Consider the following 16,826-nt stretch of genomic DNA (forward strand, 5'->3'; position numbering starts at 1 on the left):
CTATTGAGTTGTTAAAATACTTGCAGAAGCAGCGGGCATTAGCAAGTATCCTTCGATAATTTCTCCGCTTAATGTTTTCCATTTGCCTTTGGGCAGTGTAATCGTTTGCGAAGATTTGGAAGAAGGGTTCACGATCACCAATCCCTTACTGAATTTCCTTGTCCATAAACCATTTGATTCCTTTACTGCAGCGGCAATTGCTTTACCAATATCAGTATCCATTTCTTTACGATAAAAATAATGATGATAAATGGCGTTGCCGGTATAGCTGCACATTGCCAAAAGGCTCTTTGGACCTCTGCTCAACAGATAACTGCCAATCACGTAAGATACTTGGTCTTCGGGCCAGTCTTCAGCTTTTTCACCCCTCATTTGGTTAATGGAAATATACCCCTTTTGCTGGGTGACTTTATTGATAATGGCAATGGCTTCTTCCCACTTCTTATCGGTTACCTTAATTCCTTTATGTGCAAAGCCATTCTCGTCTAACCAAGCATCTACCGCATCAATGGTTTTAATGATCACGTTTTCTGGCGCTGTAGTCGCTTTTATATTGGCTACAACGGCTACGCCTAGTGGGTTCAGTTTTTGCTTTAGGAACTGCATCCAGGCAATCATGTTTTCTTGAAATACAGCGTCATTCTTCTTTCCTGTATAAAGCGTTATCCATTCAGTTCCTTTAAATCTGCCCACAGCTTTTGGCCAATTCCCTAAATCTACATTGTCCATGGCCACCATTTTATAACCGGCATTAACCGCTGGCATAATAAATTTTTGTAGGTAAAAATCTCTTACTTCTGGGTTAGAAATATCTAATGGAACCAGCCCGCCATAGCTGTATACGTAACCATAGGCAGGTGTTTTTTTATCTTCTTGATACATGACCCAATCAGGATGGTTTTCTTGATACCACTTCAGGTCTAGCTTTCTATCAGGATTACGGATGGAGGGGAAATACTTGCTGCCCGATACACCTTCTGGTTGTTGAGCCGTACGGGATCCCCAAATGTAGTATACCTTGTTCTTGGACTGTTGGTAAAGCGACTTATCAGCTATTTTATTATCAAAAATCTGTGCTAGAGGCAACCCATTTTCTGGTATCCCTGAAGAAAGAAACAAGGTTTGCGCAAGGCTGGCTTTTGACAGGATGATAATAAGGATTAAAAACAGTGTGGACTTTTTCATTTTAATGACGTTGCTGATCTGAAGATAAAAAAGGGATGGATTGCATTTATTCCAATTGGATAACCGCTGATGAGAGCAATAAGCACTTAAATATTTAAATAGAGCCCGACAGCGAAGCTCTATTTAAATAATCTCCTGTAAAAATAGGAATTAAGCTTCTTTTTCCTCTACTACAGATGAAAGTAGGCTGGCAGAGGCTTTGTCCAAATAGAAACTGCAGTTGGTATGTTGCTGTAGGATGCTGGCAGGGAATAAATTACTAACAGACTGCTCTAAGCTATCTTTTACCGCCTGTGCTTTCCTTTCATCGGGTACTGAACAAATGATGTGTTTAGATTTCATGATCTGTTTTACCGACATGCTGATAGCCTGTTTAGGAACTTCTTCTAGTGAAGTGAACCAGCCTTCTCCAAATTGTTGGTTACGGCATTTTTCATCTAGGTCCACAATCAGGTAAGGTTCTTCCGTATCAAAATCTGCTGGTGGATCGTTAAATGCAAGGTGGCCATTTTCTCCTATACCAACCAAGGCAACATCAATGGGACGGGCCAGGATAGAGGATTTAAGTTTACTGATCTCCTCTTTTGGATCAGTTTCCCCATCAATAAGGTAAACTTCTTTCAGCGGTTTTACTTTAGCCAAGAAACGTTCTTTCAAATATTTTCTAAAGCTGGCCGGCTCACTGATCGGTAAACCGATGTATTCATCTAAATGAAACATAACAACTTTACTCCAGTCAATATCTTCTTTAATTAATTGATTGAGGGTTTCAAATTGGCTTGTGCCTGTTGCAAGTATAATGTTTGCCTGTCCATTTTTGTTGATGGTTTCCCTTATCAAATTGGCCGCAAATCTTCCTGCAACCTCGCCTAAACTAAGCGGGTTTTCAGAAATCGTGATTTTCATGAATGAATTATTTGAGTTAAAAAAAATTAAAATGTTGAGTTGTTTCCTCTTTTGGGCGAAACTCCCGTATTGGCACCAGCAAGTAATTTTACATCAACTGGTTGATTGGTCTTCCACTTGCCCCTTGTGAAGTCTGGAACATCAATGGAGTTGGACCTATTGGCTACAGACTTTTCGCTTAATGGGCCTAGTGCACTCCATAATGCACTATCATACACATCAATATCCAATGGGATACCGTTGCGTAGGCAGTCGATGGTTCGCCAGTCCATGATGAAATCCATACCGCCATGCCCACCAAATTTCTTAGCTACGTCGCCTATTTTCTTCGAAATTTCATGCTTGTATTTTTGTTCCAACGCCTTAAATTCTACTTCATTGGCCCACTCGTGGCCCACTGCAATTTTTTCTGGAAGTGGAAATCCCTGTGCAGTTGCCTTGGTACCACTTACCAGATGTATACGAGAGTAAGGCCTTGGAGAGGTAACATCATGCTGGATCATGATAGATTTGCCATTCTGGGTTTTGATGATGCTGGTATTCATATTTCCCCTGAATGATTTGTTTGCATAAGGCTGATAGGTAGGATCTTTCTCAGCTAGTTCTTTGGCTCGTTTGCCCATCATAAAGTCATTTGAAGACAGAGAAACCAAATAATCCATTTTATCCCCCCGGTTGAGGTTCATGATTTGGCTTACTGGGCCCAAACCATGTGTTGGGTATAAATTTCCGTTGCGGAAATTTTCTTTTAATCTCCAGAAATCGTAGTATTTGTCCTTTGAGAAATTACCTTCCATTAAGTCATGTAGGTAGGCGCCTTCACAATGTACAATCTCTCCAAAGAAGTCTTGTCTGGCCATATTCAAGGTCAACAGCTCGAAAAAACCATAACAGCAATTTTCCAGCATCATACAATGCTTTTTAGTCCTTTCTGAAGTTTCTACCAATTCCCAGCAGCCCTCTATGGTAGTGGCCGCAGGAACTTCTACACATACGTGCTTACCATGGTTCATTGCATATACCGACATGGGCGTATGCAGGTGCCAAGGCGTAGAAATGTAGATCAGATCAATATCATCCCTTTCACACATCTTCTTCCACTCATCCTCTCTATCTGTATATAAGGTAGGCTGGTGCGGACTACCCTTAAGTTTCTGTTTGGCGGCATTTGCTTTTTCCGACCTAAGGTCACAAAGGCCTTTGATCTCAACGTTTTCAATGTGCGAAATCCTAAAAACAGCTGCTGCGCCTCTATTTCCAAGACCGATAAATCCTACTCTTACGGTATCTAGTTTCGGGGCGGCGTAACCAGACATATTAAAACCATCACCACTTAAAATAGGCTGCGTGTTAGGGCTTGTATCTAAATCGATAGGACCGGTAAAACTTTGTAAAAAACCTGCTCCAGCAATACTTGCTCCCGCTAATCCAGTTAGTTTTAAAAATTCTCTACGATTATTTTTCATCTCTATATACTTATAAGCCTATAATGGGTTGACTTTTATTAAAAAAGTTAATGGTTAAATCTGTTACTGTTTACCAAATGTATTAAATACGGAGTTACGTTAACACCCATTTAAAGGAATAATTAGCGAGAACGTTACCGAGAGCGTTTTCGAAAATAGCGAATGGGTTTGTCCCTAAATTTCGGCCGAAAATTTAATGGAAATGGATTTAACGGGAAGGGATTGTCTGTTGATTTTTTTGCTGACGAAGTGATGCAAAAGCTCAAATTGGCCTAAACCTTAGAGGTTGATTCCCTAATAATTAGCTTGCCTGGAAAAATAACTTCTTCGGGATGGAAATGTTTTTTTGAAATATGTTTCAGTAGCAGCTCACAGCTTTTTTTCCCTATTTCCAAAGCAGGCTCAGCAATAGTGGTTAAAGACGGGGAAATGATTTCGGACGATGGATCGTTGGTAAAGCCCAATACTCCAATTTCCTTCCCAATTTTGATTCCCTTGCTTTTTAGGGTTAGCATGGCGCCAATAGCCTTTCGGTCATTGGCGGCAAATATGGCATCGGGCCTATTTTTGCATTTCAATAGTTGTTCAACATCGCTTTTTCCATCTTCTTGGGAAAAGCCAGAATGTATGATCCAGTCTTCGCTTATTGGAAGGTTATGTTTAGAAAGGGCATCTTGATAACCCTTTAACCTATTTTGTGTAAAGGTAAGGCTTGCTGGTCCCGCAATATGTGCAATTTTTTTATAACCGTTGGAAATCAGATGCTCTACGCCTTCAAATGCACCATTATAATCATCCTGCATTACTTTGGAGGTTTCGATATGATTGGCTACGCGATCAAAAAATACTACGGGTATGCCATTGTTGATGACCTCCTCGAAATGACCGGATGCATCTGAATTAGAAGCTATAGAAACCAAAAGTCCATCTAGACTTGTGATAGGTAGATTTTTGATGATATCTAGTTCACGTTCGGGCGAATCATTGGTAACGTACAGCACAATGGTATATCCACTTTGGTAGGCAATCTCTTGTATACCGGTAATTACGGTCGAAAAATAATAATTGGTAATAAAAGGTAAAATAACGGCGATGTTATGGCTACTGCCTTTGGCAAGTCCTGTGGCATTAAAATTGGGCTTGTAATTTAACTTGGCAGCCATTTCCAACACTTTTTCCCTTGTTTCCACATTTACATCATAAGTATCCCTTAACGCTCTTGATACCGTAGATACTGATATGTTTAGCTCGCGGGCGATATCTTTTATGGTAATGAAATGCTTCATGTATTTGGTTGTGGCAAGGTTGAAGGTGTGAAAATATCAAATTCTAGTGGCATTGGCAAGTTGATGACAGATAATGAAGGTGCCGTTATCTGTAACAAATGTATATGGGTTTGGAATTAGCCTCATTTTGTAACCTGTGGTAATTTCGAGAACGTTTCCGCTATTTTAGATCCACAAAAAGGAATTCAGGCAAATGGAAATCTATAAATTAGTTTCATAATTAAATAGAATCACCATGTCAAGAATGTTATTTACAAGAAGAAGATTTCTTTCTGCCGGAACTTTGGCCCTTTCGGGAGCGGCCTTATCCTATGCTGGACTAACTTCTTCTTTTGCTGCTGCAAATAAGGAAGTGATTAGAGTTGGTGTTATTGGCACGGGTACGCGGGGTACTGGTTTGGCCAAGTTGATCAAGAGTTTGGAGGGGATTACGATTACCGCCTATTGTGATATATTGGATGTGAATGCGGAAAAGATAAAAGCGCATATCTCTACAAAGGCAAAGCGATACAGCGATTATAGAAAACTATTGGAAGACAAAGAGGTAGATGCCGTGATCATTGCCACGCCTTTGTATCTGCATTATGTAATGGCCAAAGATGCCCTATCGGCAGGAAAACATGTTTATGTAGAAAAGTCAATGACCTACGATATTCCACAGGCTTTAGATTTGGAGAGGCGAGTAAATAGTGCTGGCTTGGTTTTTCAGGTCGGGCATCAGTATCGATATTTTGGCTTATACCATCGTGTGAAAAAAGCTATTGATGAAGGGTGGTTGGGCAAGGTAACTCATTTTGAATGCCAGTACCATCGTAATTCCGACTGGAGGTTTCCTGTGCTGGAGAAGGGTACGGAACGTATCGTAAACTGGAGAATGTATAAAGAATATTCGGGTGGACTCATGGCCGAGTTGTGTGGACATCAGCTGGATATTGTAAATTGGATGACAAATGCGCATCCTGAACGAGTAGTAGGTATGGGAGGAATCAATTATTGGAATGATGGAAGAGAAACCTATGATAACGTAAGAGCCGTTTTTGAGTATCCGAATGGTGTAAAAGCTAATGTGTCTTCGATTTTATCTAATGCCTACCATGGTTATGAAATCAGAGTGTTGGGATCAAAGGCTACTTTACAGATAGAAAGGGACGAGGCCTTTATTTATGCTGAGGCCGTTAAAAAACAAACTGGCGTTGTAGATGGCGTCACTGGCGCTACCTTGCTAAATGCCACTCAAGGCAAGGCCACGAAATTGGAATTTGCTTATCAGGATGAAGCAAAAAGAGATCCTTCTTCTTACGCTTTGTTGGATTTTGCCACTTGTATCAGAGAAAACAAAAAGCCATTTGCGGATGTGAAAAGTGGTAAGTACGGCGCCATTGCGGTGCATATGGCTAACATGGCGATGGACAAGGGAGATGTGCAGTATTGGCAAAAGAGCTATGGCGTTTAAACATCGCCATAGGCTTCTTTATGAATGATGACAGCGTTTCTTTAAGCTCGATAAACGATATTACCATTTACAATAGTGGTATCGATATTGATATCATCATCGAAAATAACCAGATCTGCATCCTTGCCAACAGTTACGCTGCCTTTGCTATCGGAGATCCCCATGATTCTTGCTGGTGTTGCCGTAGCCATTTTAACGGCTTCCGTTAAAGGCACCTCGGCCTGTTGTACCATTGTTCTTACCAATCGGTCAAAAGTAGCTACGCTTCCGGCGAAAGAGGAACGGTCTGGTAATTTTGCCACCCCGTCTTCAATGATCACTTTTAAGCCAGTATTAATGTTGCCCAATATACTTTCTCCTTCGGGCATTCCGGCACCACGCATGGCATCAGTAATCAATGCGATCCTATCTGGGCCCTTAATTTTATAGATTAATTTTAGAAGTGGTGCTGGAAGGTGGACACCATCTGCAATGATCTCTACGTCCATTGCATCTATTAAATAACCAGCTTCTACCACTCCCGCATATCTATAGGCATTTCTTCTGGTTACCCCCGACATGGAGGAGTAGAAGTGGGTAGCGAGGGTATAGCCATTTTCAAAGGCTTCCAAAGCTTCTTCGTAGATGGCGTCGGTATGGGCAATGGCTGCTAAAATTCCTTTTGATTTCAGATAGCGACCAAATTCCATTGCACCCTCTAGTTCTGGGGCGGCACTCCATCTTGCAATGTGTTTTGAATGGGCAATTACCGCTTCATATTCTTCAGGATCTGGATTTCGGATGTACCTTGGATCTTGGGCACCTCTTTGGCTCAGGGCGAAATAAGGCCCCTCTAGGTGCATTCCAATGAATTGGGCACCTTTTGAGTTTTTAAGATTTGCTTTTTCGTAGTCTTCTAAGGTTTTTAACAGATCTGCCCTTTCACTGGTCAGTGTAGTAGGAGAAAGAGAGGTGGTGCCATACCTTGCATGCGCTTCGGCCACTTTCAGGAAAGCTTCAACACTGCCGTCCATAAAATCGTGGCCACCTCCACCATGCACATGGATATCTATAAAACCCGGCGAGAGATACTTCCCTTCTGCATCAAAACTGTCCGCTTCGGGAGCATCAATATTTCCTTGGCTAACTTCCTTTATTTTTCCTTCATCTATCAGCACGCTGCCCAACTTAAGAATTCTATAAGGAGTGATGATGTTAGCGTTATGTATTTTGATTTGCTTTTTCATTTATGTTAAATTCAGTGGTTAGATAGACCATTTTCTTACGCGATAACCCTTAACTGCATAAAATACAAGGAAAAGATAACATGGCAGCAATACCCAATATGCCTGCCTTAAATCGTATAAATCTGCAAAGTGGCCATATAATAAAGGCATAATGGCGTTGCCACATAAACCCATGATCATAATCGAGGCCCCAAGTTTTGTAAAGCGTCCCAAACCCTCCAGTGCCAACGGCCAAATACCTGCCCATATCAGAGAATTTGCCAGCCCAAGTAAAACTACAAACCAAATGGATATATCTGCAGTGTGGCCGAAAACAGTAATATCTCCTTTGCTAAATAAGATCAAGAGGGTGAACACCGTGCCCATTAATGTACATGCCCTTAAGGCCGTAATTTGGCTAAAGAAGCGAGGAATACAAACGATTCCGATACAGTATCCGGTAATTGTTGCCGCAAGTGTATAGGAAGGGAATACTTTGGCCTCCATTAGTTGAATGTGCATGGAACCGGCATAGCCTATAATGGTATCAATGGCAATAACCTGGGTGCCAACATGTAGAAAAATTGCAATGGCACCCAAAATAAGGTGCGGAAATTGAAAGATACTTGTTTTGCCCGAATTGTTTTCTGCCACCTCTTGGCTTTCATGTTCGGTATTGATTTCTGGAAGCGGTGAGTAGTAAACAAATAAACCGAGCCCAACTAATATTGCACCCACTACGGTATAGGGGAGAATTACCCGTCTGATGAGTTCATTTAGTACGACGTTTCTTTCCTCTGGAGACATTAACGGGATTTGTTTGAACAGTTCCGAATCAGTAGATTTTAGGATGACGGCCGCAAAAAGTAAGGGCGCTAAAATACCAGCACCTTTGTTGCAAATTCCCATAATGCTAATACGCTGTGCTGCCCTTTCTTTTGGCCCCAGAACTGTAATGTACGGATTTGCTGCGGTTTGCAGAATTGCTAGTCCAGCACCTATTGAAAACAAGCCGATCAAAAATATTTCGTAAGTCCTAGTGTAGGCTGCAGGTATAAAGATAAAGGCACCAATGGCCATGGTCCAGAACCCTACCATCATCCCTTTCTTAAATCCTACGGATTTTAGGAGGTAGGAAGAAGGAACAGACATCACAAAATAAGAGATGTAGAATGCAAAAGCGACCAGGTACGATTGAAAATTGGTCAGTTCACAAGCTATTTTAAAATAGGGAATGAGTATGGCATTTACCCAAGAAACAAATCCAAAAATGAAAAATAATAGCCCTATGATAAATATGGATATAATGGTATCTCTTTTACTGAGCGAGCCTACTTCTACGGTGTTGATGTCTTTCTTCATAAATGATCAATGCGTCCTGTTCGGATAATGGTTAGTATCTGGTTATAAATGTTGAACTAGGCTAAGCTATTTATTTTTTTATGCTTAAACTGAAATATTCCGATAGAAAATGAGCGGTAGCGTTCTCGGTAACGCTTGCATAAATAAAATGGCCGATATGCTAACTCTCCAAGAGATTAATTGATAGAATTGCATATTAATCAAAGGAAAATCTTCTAAAATTATTAAGGAGGAATAATGAAATTAAGTAGGTCAACATTTGCGGAAATAGCGGGTTCAGTCGAGTTGCCCGGCCCCGAAGTTTTTAATTTGCCGGAGAAGGTACTTCAGTTTGGTACTGGTGTACTGTTACGCGGCTTGCCCGATCATTATATTGATCAAGCGAATAAACAAGGGGTTTTTAATGGTAGAGTTGTAGTCGTTAAATCAACCGATAAGGGAGATACGAAGGACTTTGAGGAGCAAAATTCCCTATACACGTTATGCGTAAGAGGGATAGAGAACGGCAAAAAAGTGCACGAGGATATCGTAAATGCTTCTGTGAGCCGAGTATTGAATGCAAATGAGCAGTGGGAGACTATCTTGGATTTTGCGGCGAGTTCTTCTTTAGAGCTCATCATTTCCAATACCACTGAAGCTGGAATAGCATTTGTTGATGAGAATGTATTGGTATCACCTCCAATTTCCTTTCCGGGTAAGTTGGTGTCGGTATTATACCATCGTTTTAAAATGTATAATGGTGCTAGGGATAAGGGCCTGGTCATTATTCCTACGGAGTTGATTGCAGACAATGGAGATAAACTTAAGGAAATTGTTCTGAAATTGGCAGTAGGCAATAAGCTGCCTTCTCCTTTTTTAGACTGGCTGCGGGAATGTAATACTTTCTGTAATTCTTTGGTTGATCGTATTGTTCCAGGTAAACCAGACGAAGAAACACTTCAGGCACAAAAAGACGCGTTGGGATATGAGGACGGCTTGCTGATCATGGCCGAAGCCTATAGTTTATGGGCGATACAGGGGGATGAAAAAATCAAAAGTAAACTGACTTTTGCCACGGTAGATAAGGGCGTGATCATCACACCTGACATTGATCTGCACAGGGAACTAAAATTACGATTACTAAACGGCACCCATACACTTAGCTGTGCTGTTGCTTTTTTAGCAGGTTTTGGAACCGTGAAACAGGCAATGGAAGATGAAAACATGGAGGCCTTTATTGCTGGTTTGATGAAGTCAGAAATAGCTTCGGCCATTCCCTATCAAGTGCCTACCGATGCAGCAATTGATTTTTCCGATAAAGTGCTAGATCGTTTCAGAAATCCTCATATTAAACACCAATGGTTGAGTATTTCGATGAACTATACGTCAAAACTGAAGGCCAGAGTGGTGCCTTTATTGAAAAGATATGCCGAACTATTTCATAAAGCGCCAGAACTGATGGCATTTGGATTTGCCAGTTATATCCGTTTTATAAAAGCTGAAAAAATTGATGGCCTTTACTATGGCAAAATCAATGGAACCAAGTATTTGATCAACGACGATAAAATTGAACATATCTATCAACTGTTCCTAAATAATGAAGGGAATATTGTTCAGGCAATATTGAAGGATACCGCTTTATGGGATACGGATCTATCGATGTTGCCAGGTTTTGAAGCATTGGTAAATGGGTTTTACTTGACAATGGCCAATGCCGATACCAGTGTTAAGGAACAATTAATGAACATCATCGAAAATAAGATAGACGCATTGTAATGACACAGAAAATATTAAAAGTACATCCCTCAGATAATGTATTTGTAGCATTGGTAGATTTGGGAAGAGGAGAACAAGTTCAATACAAGGATGAGGTTTATGTCGTGCTTGATGATGTACAGGCCAAACATAAATTCCTTGCACAAGATTTGAAAAAGGGAGCGGAAGTTATCATGTATGGCGTTTTGGTAGGTAAGGTAGTGCAGGATTTGCAAAGAGGGAATTTATTGACCACCCAAAATATAAAACATGCGGTTTTAGGTTTCGAAACACAGCAAAGACAACTGCAATGGAATAAACCAGACGTAAGTGTTTGGCAAGATAGAAGTTTTATGGGCTTTCATCGTGAAGATGGCAGCGTAGGCACCAGCAACTACTGGTTGGTTATCCCTTTGGTGTTCTGTGAAAACAGAAATATAGATGTTTTACAGGAAACTTTGGTGGAAGCTCTGGGGTATAAACGGCAAAATAATTACCAATCGCAAGCAGATCAGTTGATAAAGATGTACACCGCGGGTGCAAAGTCAGAGGACTTGTTACAAGCGGAGGTGTTTGTTGAAGAAAAGCACATCAAATCAAAACGGGTTTTTCCAAATGTTGATGGGATCAAGTTTTTGAAACATGATGGTGGTTGTGGCGGAATTAGACAAGACGCAGAAACTTTGTGCGGTTTACTAGCCGGTTATATTACGCATGCGAATGTGGCTGGAGCAACTGTGCTAAGCTTGGGCTGTCAGAACGCCCAAGTTTCGATCCTGGAGAAAGAAATAGTGAAAAGAGACCCTAATTTCTCGAAACCATTTTACGTGTTGGAACAGCAAAAGATAGGGACAGGGTCTGATATGATGAGTTTGGCATTGAAACAGACCTTGGCCGGTTTGGCAAAAGCTGATGAATGCGAAAGAAAACCGGCGCCGTTAAGTAAACTGGTGATTGGTTTAGAATGTGGCGGCTCAGATGGCTTTTCGGGCATTTCTGCAAATCCAGCAATTGGTTATACTTCCGATCTGTTGGTTGCCATGGGTGGAACGGTAATTTTGGCCGAATTTCCAGAGTTATGTGGGGTAGAACAAAGCTTGAGCGATAGGTGTGTAACGATAGAAGAAGCAGAGAAATTTGCATCACTCATGAAAACTTATGAAAAACGTGCCATTGAATCAGGCTCTGGTTTCGACATGAACCCTTCTCCTGGCAATATTAGGGACGGGCTCATTACCGATGCGATAAAATCTGCCGGAGCAGCCAAAAAAGGTGGTATTTCCCCAATAGTAGAAGTATTGGACTACCCTGAAAAGGTTACAAAGCAAGGGCTAAATCTGTTGTGCACACCCGGTAACGATGTAGAAAGTACCACTGCCGAAGTGGGCTCTGGCGCTAATATTGTGCTGTTTACTACAGGTCTAGGTACACCCACTGGAAACCCTATTGTACCAGTGGTAAAGTTAAGTAGCAATAATGCGCTTTATCATAAAATGCCAGATATTATCGATTTTAACACTGGAGGGATCATCGATGGTAAAGAAACAATTGAGCAAGTTGGAGAAAGGATTTTAGAGTACGTGATCAAAGTTGCTAGCGGTGAAGTTGAAGTTAATGCAGTTCGCCATGGGCAGGATGATTTTATTCCATGGAAAAGAGGGGTTAGTTTATAATTTAGATGAAATTTAACTAGATATTTCGCTAATTATTTAGCTGTTGGTATTTTAGCGAAGTTGATGGTTTTTTTTCACACTCTTTAGCAACCTCGCAATGTGTAAAATTAGCTTATACTTATTCCCTTTGCTGCTGTTTTTGGGCGCTGCACCAGCTATAAAAACATTCCGTATCAGCGGTAAAGCCCAAGGAACCAGCTATCATATTACCTATTATGCAAAAGATAGTATTATTTCAAAAACGGATATCGAAAACCTGCTTAAGGAACTGGACAATTCTCTTTCCATTTACCAACCAAACTCGCTCATAAGTCAGTTTAACAACTCGGCAAAAGGTCTTAAAGTCGATAGACATTTACGTAAGGTGGTACAAGAATCTTTGTCGGTATATAAAGAAACCAATGGTATTTTTGATATCACGAGTTATCCGATTTTAGCCGCTTGGGGATTTGGCACCGAGAAGGTTGTGGGGTTTCCAGATTCTGCAAGGATTGATAATTTGATGCTTTGCGTAGGTTCCGATAAGATCCTTCTACAGAATGATTTTTTGGAAAAAACTGTTCCGTGCATAAAATTGGATGTAAACGGCATTGCCCAGGGGTATAGCGTAGATGTATTGGCCAATTTTTTGGATAGCAAAAAGATAGATTGCTATATGGTTGAGATTGGAGGCGAATTAAAGGTAAAAGGTAAAAAACCTGACGGAACTTACATGAAAGTTGGAATTGAAGGTCCGGCAACAGATAATAGGGACGAGCCTTTTGTAAGAAGGATTGTTACCCTCAAAAAAGGGGCAATCACTACGGCTGGAAATTATCGTAAATATATCGAGAAAGAAAACAAGCGCATTTCTCATCTCATTGATGCGAGGACTGGCCACCCAATAGAAAATGAAATGATCAGTGTTACTGTTGTAGCAAAAAATGCCATTACTGCAGATGGCTATGATACCCCTCTGATGGGAATGAACCTAAAAGAAGCGCTAGTGTTTATGAGGAAACATCCGGATATGCAAGCCTACTTTATCTATAGAAAGTCAAATGGGGCCATGGCCGACACAGCTACAGTGGGATTTTACTCACTGATAGATAGTGATAAATCTGGGCAAGCTGGTCCTGATTGAGGACAATGGTGTAGTCATATTGCCAATTTTTTAATGGTTTTAAAAGGTAAATTGATTTTTGAGGGTCATGGCGCCGCTGCCACCGGCAGGAAGCGTTCATGACCCTCATGATGTGTTCCTGCCGATAGCGGGAAGGTTTCATGACCCTCATAATTGGCTGCTGCCACCGGCAGGAAGCTTTCATGACCCTCATGAAGTGTTCCTGCCAATGGCGGGAAGGTTTCATGGATATTTTGGGGTATTGTTGCCAAAACCATTCATACGATATAGGTTTTGAGTATCAGTGCACTGGCTTTCTTCTTTATTTATCCATAGGCATCGGTTTAAATTAGGCAAAGATGCTTTAGCTCTAACACTAGGCATGGTTTAATCTTTTTAGTTTTAAAAGTCTAAAATATAGCGCACAACAAAGTTTAGCGTTGTTAGGGGCTAATTTCGATGATCACTTTATAAAATGCCATTAAGGGTTTTTACCAAAAATGCTTTGGCAACAATGCGTGATACTAAGGAAATTTGCGATCGATCACTCCCTGAAGCTTTTCTTCTGTCAAATGTCTGCCATAGCCGATCCAAATCACTTCATTGTCCCGTATCAGATACCACTGGTAGCCAAATTTTTTCGACCAATTTCTACGGAAATCACCATTCACATCGTAGGCAATGGGGAAACGTTGGTGATAAGGGTTTACCGTACCGTCATCTTTAAAATACCTTTCTATTTCTTCCTTAAAATCATAAGTAGACTGGCTAATAAATACGATTTGGTCCTTAAATTTTTCGTAAAATTGATTGAGCTTTGGAACTTCTTCTATACAGTTGTGACAGGTGGTTGACCAAACTTCTATAAGATAGATCTTGTCCTTGTCAAATTTGGTTAGGGGCTGGCCTTTTATCCACGCTACATCAGGATATTTGTCGACCTTGTAGCCGACCTGAAATTGTGCCAAGGCGGGGTACGCTGTTAACCATACGATGATCGACAGCAAATAGCTTTTTAGTTTTGTTTTCATTTCTTTGATGTTTTAAAAGTTTAAATTTTTTAAATTATGGGAGTTGCTATATCTATTGAGCAGATTTAGACGTGCCCATGTTCCTCATTGGCAATCATGAATAACTGGGTTTTGTGTATTCGTTTGGCACTGCGCTAAACAAAACCATGGTGATATACATGGGCGTTTAGTAATATTGCTATGCAGCAAACCCGGGCCTTGGTAAACTGGCCATCTATTTACTTTACAGTTTTCTGCTTTCCTACAGCAGTTTATTTTATTAGCTTTTGCCAATACGAATGGTCCAAATGGTTTCTATATTTTCTTTGCCCGTAATATTGCTGATTGTAATAATTCATTGCTCCAAAGCTTAAACTGTTCCTTTGTAGGTAATATGTCCTTTTTCAGCGAAGCCAGCAATTCGGTTAATATATTGGTTAGCTTCTGTTTTGAGGGCTTTTTTGACAGGGCATCCCTTGTATTTTCGGCCAGCTTTATGGCCGCATTTTTATCGTTGTTTTCCCAGGCCCTTCTCACAAGACGATGGATGAAATCAAGGTTGTCGGGATCAATGCTGAGCGATTTCTCTGCAGCTTTGAACAGGCTCTGGTCGAGGTCGGCATTTTTTTTCAGCTCTGGAAAATAACTTTTGCTATCAGCGATATTCCTTAGCGCTACGGGGTTGCCATTGGCAGCAATAAACCGGTCTATCCATGGCTTGATTGCCTTAAAACCCCCAGATGCTTTCATTTCACTGGTACTTTCAAGCAATGCCGAAATAGAGGCGTAGTCCCCTGGGTTTTTGTTCAGGGAGGTTTTGGCAGCATTGTCCAAATATTCCCATTTTTTATTGATGCGGAGGGTGCGGTAATAGTTGCGCTTCACTTTTTCGGTAGGGTTTTCCTCAAATTTTTTTTGAAAATAAGCCAGGGCTTCCACAGGTTTGTCCATTTTTTGGTATAGGGCCCCTTTTAGTTCCAGGCCCCGATCATCATAGGGTTTTTTATGGAGTATGGAATCTACCATGGACATGGCCTTTTGGTAGTCCTTTTTTTGCTCGATCAAATCCGTTATGTGCTGGTATATTTTTGAGGGGTCCAGGGCCTCTGCAACCGCAGGGTCGAACTTGCGGTCAACCAACAGTTGGAGTATCTCGGCCGACATTTGATCAGGGTGGGGAGTCCAGACCACCCGGTTGTTCTGGATCACAAGTGTCCGGGGGATGCTCGTAATTCCAGCGGGTTTCAACCATTTTCTGTCAAAATCCTTTTGATGGTCATAGGCAATGGGGTAGGCCATGTTGGCCCCCTGTTCTTCTACAACTGCAACCATTCTCTCTTTTTGGTCGGCCACAGCCTGGCCAACAAACACAATCTTGTCCTTAAATTTTTGGTACAGCTCGTTGAGGTGTGGGATGGCCTCAATGCATGGGCCGCACCAGCTTGCCCAGCATTCGATGAGATAGGTTTTTTCTGGGTCAAATTTGGTCACGGGCTTACCCTTGATCCATTCAACCTCGGGATATTGGTCCACCGTTGAGCCAATGCCAAAGGTAGGCTTGGCAGCAGGCTGTTGTGCCCAGGCACAGCTGGCAAATACCAGTAACATCAGGAGGATGTGGGTTTTAACTTTTGTTTTCATTGTTATATCATTTAAGTTTTTAGGGGAAATGATTCTGCTGTGGCATTGGCGCAATATTTATCCCAAATCCAAGTTCCGCACTAGGGAAAAAATTTTCAAATTAGCTTTGAAATCCTAACACGTAGCGTTAGAAAAATACTGGCCATGAATTTTCTCGTTCCTATACTAATAAAGCGCTAACTGGGTGTTGTTTAAGTTTATGTTATGGTCCAATTTTTCCTTGAAATAAACTTCAAGCTTGTGGATCGTAATTAGGACTTTTGCTAGGTTAATTTTTTAATGGAACCCCCAAAACTCCTTTTAAAGCTCTTGCACGTTCTTCTTTGCTCATCGGTGGTATAATCAGGTCCGTCCATTTGTTAAACTGCTCTTTTGTAGGAAGGATATCCTTGTTCAGCGAAGCCAGCAATTCGGTTAGTATACTGGTAAGCTGTTGTTTCGAAGGACTTTTGGAAAGGGCATCCCTTGCATTTTCGGTCAGCTTTATGGCTGAATTTTTATCGTTGGTTTTCCAGGCGCTTTGGACCAGGTTAAAAATGAACTTTACGTTATCGGGATCAATGCTGAGCGATTTTTCTCCAGCCTTAAACAGTTTCCGGTCTATTTCTAAATTGTCTACCTTTTTTCCCCATGCACTAATATTCGAAATCATTTCTAAGGTTTTGGGACTAACGCTGATGTCAATGGCCTTATCAAGCTGTGTGACCAGCTCGGTTGGGTCGCCTACGTTGTTCGCTAATGCTTGGTATAGGTGTAGATTTCGTTGAAAGTAACCACTGCCTTTCGTTCCAAGCTGGTCACCC

13 protein-coding genes are annotated in these 16,826 nt (G+C 41.2%); 4 read left to right on the forward strand and 9 right to left on the reverse strand.

Annotation, left to right across the window (positions count from 1 at the left end; translation table 11 throughout):
* The 4 genes from DUT71_RS19520 to DUT71_RS19535 form a co-directional block, all read right to left on the reverse strand.
* Positions 1-1,185, reverse strand: a complete 1,185-nt coding sequence (locus DUT71_RS19520) for a putative glycoside hydrolase (protein WP_113664218.1) — start codon at positions 1,183-1,185, stop codon at positions 1-3.
* A gap of 150 nt (positions 1,186-1,335) precedes the next feature.
* Positions 1,336-2,091, reverse strand: a complete 756-nt coding sequence (locus tag DUT71_RS19525) for a glucosamine-6-phosphate deaminase (RefSeq protein ID WP_113664219.1) — start codon at positions 2,089-2,091, stop codon at positions 1,336-1,338.
* Positions 2,092-2,117: 26 nt separating this feature from the next.
* Entirely contained in the window at positions 2,118-3,557 is a 1,440-nt protein-coding gene (locus tag DUT71_RS19530) for a Gfo/Idh/MocA family protein (protein WP_113664220.1), read from the reverse strand.
* A gap of 272 nt (positions 3,558-3,829) precedes the next feature.
* Positions 3,830-4,843: a LacI family DNA-binding transcriptional regulator gene (locus DUT71_RS19535; protein WP_113664221.1), complete on the reverse strand. Its 1,014-nt coding sequence runs from the start codon at positions 4,841-4,843 to the stop codon at positions 3,830-3,832.
* A 235-nt stretch (positions 4,844-5,078) separates the two neighbouring features.
* Between DUT71_RS19535 and DUT71_RS19540 the strand changes: the two genes are divergently transcribed.
* A complete protein-coding gene (locus DUT71_RS19540) occupies positions 5,079-6,296 on the forward strand; it encodes a Gfo/Idh/MocA family protein (protein ID WP_113664222.1) in 1,218 nt (405 codons plus the stop codon).
* Between the two features lie 41 nt (positions 6,297-6,337).
* Here the strand turns inward: DUT71_RS19540 and nagA are convergent, their stop codons facing one another.
* Both nagA and DUT71_RS19550 read right to left on the reverse strand, forming a co-directional pair.
* Complete coding sequence (nagA, locus tag DUT71_RS19545) at positions 6,338-7,522, reverse strand: N-acetylglucosamine-6-phosphate deacetylase (protein WP_113664223.1); 1,185 nt, start codon at positions 7,520-7,522, stop codon at positions 6,338-6,340.
* An 18-nt stretch (positions 7,523-7,540) separates the two neighbouring features.
* The gene (locus DUT71_RS19550) at positions 7,541-8,863 is read right to left on the reverse strand and encodes a sugar MFS transporter (protein WP_113664224.1); all 1,323 of its coding nucleotides are present in this window, start codon (positions 8,861-8,863) and stop codon (positions 7,541-7,543) included.
* Between the two features lie 237 nt (positions 8,864-9,100).
* Here DUT71_RS19550 and DUT71_RS19555 point away from each other — a divergent pair, with 237 nt between their 5' ends.
* The 3 genes from DUT71_RS19555 to DUT71_RS19565 all read left to right on the forward strand — a co-directional run bounded on the left by DUT71_RS19555 (position 9,101) and on the right by DUT71_RS19565 (position 13,393).
* On the forward strand, positions 9,101-10,618 hold the full coding sequence (locus DUT71_RS19555) for a tagaturonate reductase (RefSeq protein WP_113664225.1): 1,518 nt from the start codon (positions 9,101-9,103) through the stop codon (positions 10,616-10,618).
* Positions 10,618-12,270: a UxaA family hydrolase gene (locus DUT71_RS19560; protein WP_113664226.1), complete on the forward strand. Its 1,653-nt coding sequence runs from the start codon at positions 10,618-10,620 to the stop codon at positions 12,268-12,270. The genes DUT71_RS19555 and DUT71_RS19560 overlap by 1 nt, the downstream gene beginning before the upstream one ends.
* A gap of 97 nt (positions 12,271-12,367) precedes the next feature.
* Positions 12,368-13,393 carry an FAD:protein FMN transferase gene (locus DUT71_RS19565; protein ID WP_113664227.1) on the forward strand — a complete coding sequence of 342 codons (1,026 nt, stop codon included), beginning with the start codon at positions 12,368-12,370 and terminating at the stop codon, positions 13,391-13,393.
* 503 nt (positions 13,394-13,896) lie between these two features.
* Here DUT71_RS19565 and DUT71_RS19575 read toward each other — a convergent pair.
* From DUT71_RS19575 to DUT71_RS19585, 3 genes are all read right to left on the reverse strand, one after another.
* Complete coding sequence (locus DUT71_RS19575) at positions 13,897-14,403, reverse strand: TlpA family protein disulfide reductase (RefSeq protein ID WP_113664229.1); 507 nt, start codon at positions 14,401-14,403, stop codon at positions 13,897-13,899.
* Between the two features lie 294 nt (positions 14,404-14,697).
* The gene (locus tag DUT71_RS19580; protein WP_113664230.1) at positions 14,698-16,023 is read right to left on the reverse strand and encodes a redoxin family protein; all 1,326 of its coding nucleotides are present in this window, start codon (positions 16,021-16,023) and stop codon (positions 14,698-14,700) included.
* A gap of 268 nt (positions 16,024-16,291) precedes the next feature.
* Positions 16,292-16,826 (reverse strand): hypothetical protein (locus tag DUT71_RS19585; RefSeq protein ID WP_162796131.1); only part of this gene is annotated, 535 nt, incomplete at its 5' end.

Origin of the sequence: Pedobacter nanyangensis, assembly GCF_003313505.1 — a bacterium.
In the GTDB taxonomy this organism is placed as follows: Bacteria; Bacteroidota; Bacteroidia; order Sphingobacteriales; family Sphingobacteriaceae; genus Pedobacter; species Pedobacter nanyangensis.

What these genes read in the sequence shown, in the direction of transcription:
- DUT71_RS19520 (WP_113664218.1), bottom strand. Translation starts at nt 1,185, where the DNA reads ATGAAAAAGTCCACACTGTTTTTAATCCTTATTATCATCCTGTCAAAA.
- DUT71_RS19525 (WP_113664219.1), bottom strand. Translation starts at nt 2,091, where the DNA reads ATGAAAATCACGATTTCTGAAAACCCGCTTAGTTTAGGCGAGGTTGCA.
- DUT71_RS19530 (WP_113664220.1), bottom strand. Translation starts at nt 3,557, where the DNA reads ATGAAAAATAATCGTAGAGAATTTTTAAAACTAACTGGATTAGCGGGA.
- DUT71_RS19535 (WP_113664221.1), bottom strand. Translation starts at nt 4,843, where the DNA reads ATGAAGCATTTCATTACCATAAAAGATATCGCCCGCGAGCTAAACATA.
- DUT71_RS19540 (WP_113664222.1), top strand. Translation starts at nt 5,079, where the DNA reads ATGTCAAGAATGTTATTTACAAGAAGAAGATTTCTTTCTGCCGGAACT.
- nagA (WP_113664223.1), bottom strand. Translation starts at nt 7,522, where the DNA reads ATGAAAAAGCAAATCAAAATACATAACGCTAACATCATCACTCCTTAT.
- DUT71_RS19550 (WP_113664224.1), bottom strand. Translation starts at nt 8,863, where the DNA reads ATGAAGAAAGACATCAACACCGTAGAAGTAGGCTCGCTCAGTAAAAGA.
- DUT71_RS19555 (WP_113664225.1), top strand. Translation starts at nt 9,101, where the DNA reads ATGAAATTAAGTAGGTCAACATTTGCGGAAATAGCGGGTTCAGTCGAG.
- DUT71_RS19560 (WP_113664226.1), top strand. Translation starts at nt 10,618, where the DNA reads ATGACACAGAAAATATTAAAAGTACATCCCTCAGATAATGTATTTGTA.
- DUT71_RS19565 (WP_113664227.1), top strand. Translation starts at nt 12,368, where the DNA reads ATGTGTAAAATTAGCTTATACTTATTCCCTTTGCTGCTGTTTTTGGGC.
- DUT71_RS19575 (WP_113664229.1), bottom strand. Translation starts at nt 14,403, where the DNA reads ATGAAAACAAAACTAAAAAGCTATTTGCTGTCGATCATCGTATGGTTA.
- DUT71_RS19580 (WP_113664230.1), bottom strand. Translation starts at nt 16,023, where the DNA reads ATGAAAACAAAAGTTAAAACCCACATCCTCCTGATGTTACTGGTATTT.